This window comes from Rhizobacter sp. P3_B12 (genome assembly GCF_056402895.1).
The window spans coordinates 1-4,470 of record NZ_JBFUGN010000504.1; the positions used below are offsets into that span (position 1 = coordinate 1).

Annotated in this window: 5 protein-coding genes and 1 pseudogene; 4 read left to right on the forward strand and 2 right to left on the reverse strand. The window is 69.2% G+C overall.

The window, feature by feature from the left end:
- Window positions 1-1,424: pseudogene (locus AC1D01_RS22340) on the reverse strand (CoA-binding protein); the annotation flags it as partial.
- Window positions 1,425-1,449: 25 nt separating this feature from the next.
- Window positions 1,450-2,730: an ATP citrate lyase citrate-binding domain-containing protein gene (locus AC1D01_RS22345; RefSeq protein ID WP_477870172.1), complete on the reverse strand. Its 1,281-nt coding sequence runs from the start codon at window positions 2,728-2,730 to the stop codon at window positions 1,450-1,452.
- Window positions 2,731-2,880: 150 nt separating this feature from the next.
- On the opposite strand from AC1D01_RS22345, the gene AC1D01_RS22350 reads away from it, so the two are divergent.
- Genes AC1D01_RS22350 through AC1D01_RS22365 form a run of 4 tightly spaced genes read left to right on the forward strand, consistent with a single transcriptional unit; the run spans window position 2,881 to window position 4,304 of the window.
- Window positions 2,881-3,261: a nuclear transport factor 2 family protein gene (locus tag AC1D01_RS22350; protein ID WP_477870174.1), complete on the forward strand. Its 381-nt coding sequence runs from the start codon at window positions 2,881-2,883 to the stop codon at window positions 3,259-3,261.
- Between the two features lie 29 nt (window positions 3,262-3,290).
- Window positions 3,291-3,725, forward strand: a complete 435-nt coding sequence (locus tag AC1D01_RS22355; RefSeq protein ID WP_477870176.1) for a GNAT family N-acetyltransferase — start codon at window positions 3,291-3,293, stop codon at window positions 3,723-3,725.
- A gap of 30 nt (window positions 3,726-3,755) precedes the next feature.
- Window positions 3,756-4,022 (forward strand): hypothetical protein, encoded by a 267-nt coding sequence (locus AC1D01_RS22360; RefSeq protein WP_477870178.1) that lies wholly within the window; start codon window positions 3,756-3,758, stop codon window positions 4,020-4,022.
- 12 nt (window positions 4,023-4,034) lie between these two features.
- Window positions 4,035-4,304 carry a DUF2277 domain-containing protein gene (locus AC1D01_RS22365; RefSeq protein ID WP_477870180.1) on the forward strand — a complete coding sequence of 90 codons (270 nt, stop codon included), beginning with the start codon at window positions 4,035-4,037 and terminating at the stop codon, window positions 4,302-4,304.
- The last annotated feature ends 166 nt before the right edge of the window (window positions 4,305-4,470 follow it).

Consider the following 4,470-nt stretch of genomic DNA (forward strand, 5'->3'; position numbering starts at 1 on the left):
GCCTCGCGTGCCGCCTGGGCCGCCGCCAGCATCGGCGTGCCGTGCAGGTTGACGTGCGCGGCGATCGCCGTCGCGACGAGCCGCCGGTCGTTCTCGTCGCCGGCCTCGTGCAGCAGCGCCAGCTTGACGAGCGATTCGAACGCCAGCGTCGCCGCCTGCAGCATCGAGACGCCGTGCAGGCTGCTGAGCTGCGTAAGCGCATCCATCTGCGAGGCGCCGGACGCATCCTTCATCGGTTGCCGCGGCACGATGCCGCCCACCTGCCGGTTCACCTGTTCGACCTGCGCGGCATACGGCGCGGCCGGCGCCACCACCTGCAGCGCGAGCGCCGGCGGCAGCGCCAGCCCGGCGTCGGACGCGAACCAGGGCTTCAGCACCAGGCTGCCCTCGGGCTCGAAGTCGGGCAGCGTCGCGTTGGCCCGCATCACCGCCAGCAGCGCGGCCGGGATGTGCGCGATGTTGGTGACCAGCGCGCCGCGGGCCGAGAAGCGCGGCTCCTCGGGCGTGAAGATGCCGTCGACGCCGAACTTGTCGAGGAACCAGCGCTCCTTCGCCAGCGCGTCGTCCTCGCAGCCGGCCATCGCGCCGGCATGGCCCACCGCGCGCGTCAGCCGGCGCTTCCAGCGGCCGACCACGCAGGCCACCACCGGCTTCGTGAACCGGGCGTCGAGCTCGTAGGTGCCGCCCGGCTCGCAGTACAGCACCGCGGCCTTGCTGCGTGCGTCGTTGGCCAGCGCGAACGCGAACTCGGGCGCGGCGTAGTGGATGTAGACGTCCTTGCCGCTGGAGACCACCGTGGTCGTTCCCCAGCCGCTCATGCGCAGGTACTGCGCGATGGTGGTGGAAAAACCACCGGAGTTCGAGAAGATCGCGATCGAGCCCGGCCGCAGCGTGTCGCCCGGCGCATCGCCGCCCAGCGCACCGCCGATGCGCACCCGGTTCCAGGCGTCGGCCACGCCCAGCCCGTTGGCGCCGAAGATGTCGACGCCGGCCTGCTGGCCCATCGCGCGGATCTCGCGCGCATCGTGCACCGGGATCTTCTCGGTGACGATGAAGATCTTCTTCAGCTGCGGGTTCACGCGGATCAGCTCGGCCACGCCGTCGCGCGCGGCCGCCGGCGGCAGGTAGACCACGCCGCAGTTGAAGCGGTGCCCGGCCTGCAGGCCGTCGCGCACGTTGTTGTAGACAGGGATGTCGCCGGACGCGGTGGCGAGCGCCTGGCCGCCCTTGCCCGGCGCGGTGCCGAACACCACGTTGCCGCCCGACCAGGCATGGCCGATCGGCGTCACCTCGCTCGATTCGGCACCGAGGATGTTGAGCACGCAGACGCGGTCGTCGCGCGTCGCGATCTGCGCCAGCGAGCTGGTGCCCACGAAGTACCTGAAATCGCCGACGCCTTGTTTCTGGAGCGGGTTCATCTGCATGGTGTTGCTCTCCTGGTGAGGGGTCTCATGCCGACTCCGGCAGGCCCAGCCCGGCCGCGAGCTGCGCGCGCCCGCCGGACTTCATCCACGCATCGGCCTGCTTCGCGTAGGCGATCACCTGGCTGATGTCGGAATCGAAGCCGAACATCCGGTACGGCAGCCCGAGCTGGTCGCAGGTGTCGCGCAGCACCGCCATGCCGCGCACCAGGTTCGGCCCGCCGCGTCCGAGCACGACGTACAGCGGCGTGGCGCCGTGCAGCCCGACGTGCTCGCGCAGCGCGTCGGCGATCGCGCGCAGCGTCTCGTGGATGTCGGTGTTGTTCGACTTGCCGCCGATGATGAACAGCACGTTGGCCTGCTTCAGCCAGTGCCGGAAGCAGATGCGCGCGACCTCTTTCATCTTCTCGTACGGCGGGTTGCCGCCGAAGTCGGACGAGATGATGGCCGCGTCGCCGAGCATCTCGGTCACCAGCGAATTGGCGCCGCCGCCGAAGGTGGGCGCGAGGATGGTGCCGCCGTCGTTGACGACGTAGACATCGCTCTGCCCCTGGTGCGTGCGCAGCTGGTTGATCTCTTGTTCGAAATCGGAGTGGTCGGCGGTGAACAGGTGCGCCGGCAGGCCGAGCCGCGCCCAGCGCGGATCATCGCGGTCGAAGCCGCACTTGAAATCGCAGGCCACCGGCACCAGCCGGCCCTTCGCATCCTCGCGCAGGCGGATCGGGTTCAGCTCGAGCGTCGTCATGCCGAAGTCGTGGAACAGGTCCCACAGCTTGGGCAACTGCTGCACCAGCGGCGAGATGATCTCGCGCGGCGCGCCGATCTCGCTGAGCGCGTTCGCGACGACGAAGGCCTTCAGGCCGGTCAGCGGGTCGAACGGGACGACGGCGATCTCGCGGCGCTCGACCTCCTCGATGTCGACGCCGCCGCGGTGCGTCAGCGTCATCGTCGGTGCCCGGAAGCGGGTCGAATCGGTGATCGAGAAATAGACCTCGTGCCGCGCCGGCACGCCGGCCTCGAAGGTGACGCCATTGGCCTTGGCGCGCTGCCCTCCCACCGCATGCTCGGCGAAATACAGCCGCTCCTTCTCGGCCAGCGCCGCGCGCAGGTCGCTCGCCCGCCCGAGCAGCCCGGCCTTGCCCTTCTGGCCGATGCCGCCCTTGAACATCGGTTTCACGAACACCTGCCCATGGCGATCGATCAGCGACTTGATCTCTTCCTCGCTCGCGCCGGGCCCGAGCACCTCGGTGGCGGGGAAACCGACGAACTGCAACAGGCGCGCTCCGTGGAACATGCCGGTGATCTGCATGGGGTGTCTCCTTGTCGCTGTCGTTGTGGGGTGTGCCGCAACGTGGCCGCGATGGTGCGCAGCCGGCCTGTCGAACCGCTGTCATCCGACGTTCATTCGGGCTATTCGACGCACAATGTCGCCCTTCCCGATCCACCCTGGAGAACGACGATGCCCCTGCCTGAAGCGCTGGAGAGCTTCATCGCGATGGTCGAACGCAATGCGCACGCCGAGGCCTGCGAGGCGTTCTACACCGAGCGTTCGACGATGCAGGAGAACCAGTCGCCGCCACGCATCGGCCGCGACGCGCACGTGGCGGGTGAGCACAAGGTCATGGCGCGTGCGCGGTCGGTGCGCTCGCAGTGCGTGCGACCGGTGCTGGTGAATGGCGACCACGTCGTGATCCGCTGGATCTTCGATTTCGAATGGCTCGACGGCAGCACGACGCACATGGAAGAGCTCGCCTGGCAGCGCTGGGAGGGCGAGCGCATCGCCGAGGAAACCTTCTTCTATGATCCGGCGCAACGCGTGCCGCGCCCCGCGCAGCCCTGAGAAGCCGTGAACGAATCCGGAGCATTCGATTGGCACTGACCTGGACCACCACCTGGCACGGCATCGGCTGGGATGAACTCGAGGCGCTGTACCGCGCCGCACCGCTGGGCACGAAGACGGCCGCGCTGCTGCAGACGGTGTTCACGAACAGCCGCTTCTGCTGCTTCGCGCGCGAGGCCGATGGCCGGCTGGTCGCCGCCGGGCGTGTGCTGTCCGATGGGGCCGACTGCGCCTATGTGTGCGACGTTGCCGTGCACCCGGACCAGCAGGGGCGCGGCGTGGGTGCCGAGGTGATGTCGCGGCTGCTGGCGATGTGCGCCGGGCACCGCAAGATCATCCTCTACGCCGTGCCCGGCAAGGAAGCGTTCTACCGCAAGTTCGGCTTCAAGCCGATGCGCACCGCGATGGCCGTCTTCGACGACGAGGTGGCCGCCTTCAGCAAGGGATTCATCGATGTCGAATGAGACTCCCGCCAACCCACCCAAGGAGCCCTGATGCGCACCGTCCTGTTCCTGACCGCCGGCCTGTTGCTGCTCGGCTCGATGCTGGTGCTGGCCCGCCTGTTCGTCGCCCACTACCCGGCCGCGGTGACCTGGGCCGGCGCCGGCTTCCTCGCGCTGTGGCTGCTGATCTGCGCCGTCAACATGTGGGTCGGCGTCGCGCGTGCGGGATATTCGGTCGGCGAGGAGCTGCCGATCCTGCTGCTCAACTTCGCCGTGCCGGCCGCGATCGGCGTGCTGCTGGCCTGGAAGCTTCGCTAGGAGGTCCTCGCGATGTGCCGCAACATCAAGACCCTGTTCAACTTCGAGCCGCCGGCCACCGAGCTGGAGATCCGCGACGCCTCGCTGCAGTTCGTGCGCAAGCTCAGCGGCTTCACGGTGCCGTCGAAGGCCAACGAAGCGGCGTTCGAGCGCGCGGTGGCCGAGGTCGCCGCGTCGGCGCGCGCGCTGATCGAATCGATGGTGACGAACGCCGAGCCGCGCGACCGCGACGTGGAAGCCGCGAAGGCCCGCGCCCGCAACTCCGCCCGCTTCGGCAATTGATCCGGCGCGCCTGACCCAGCGGCCGCCATGGATCCGGCTTCGCCGGGCCATCGGCGGCGCCCCCTTGAGGGGGAGGCGCGACAGCGCCTCGGGGGTGGGTCACAACCGGAGCATCTCCGCCATCTTCGCCAGCAGGTCGGGCTTCGAGAACGGCTTGTCCAGCCCC

Coding starts and splice junctions, on each gene's coding strand:
- AC1D01_RS22345 (WP_477870172.1), bottom strand. CDS start 2,730: ATGCAGATCACCGGCATGTTCCACGGAGCGCGCCTGTTGCAGTTCGTC.
- AC1D01_RS22350 (WP_477870174.1), top strand. CDS start 2,881: ATGCCCCTGCCTGAAGCGCTGGAGAGCTTCATCGCGATGGTCGAACGC.
- AC1D01_RS22360 (WP_477870178.1), top strand. CDS start 3,756: ATGCGCACCGTCCTGTTCCTGACCGCCGGCCTGTTGCTGCTCGGCTCG.
- AC1D01_RS22365 (WP_477870180.1), top strand. CDS start 4,035: ATGTGCCGCAACATCAAGACCCTGTTCAACTTCGAGCCGCCGGCCACC.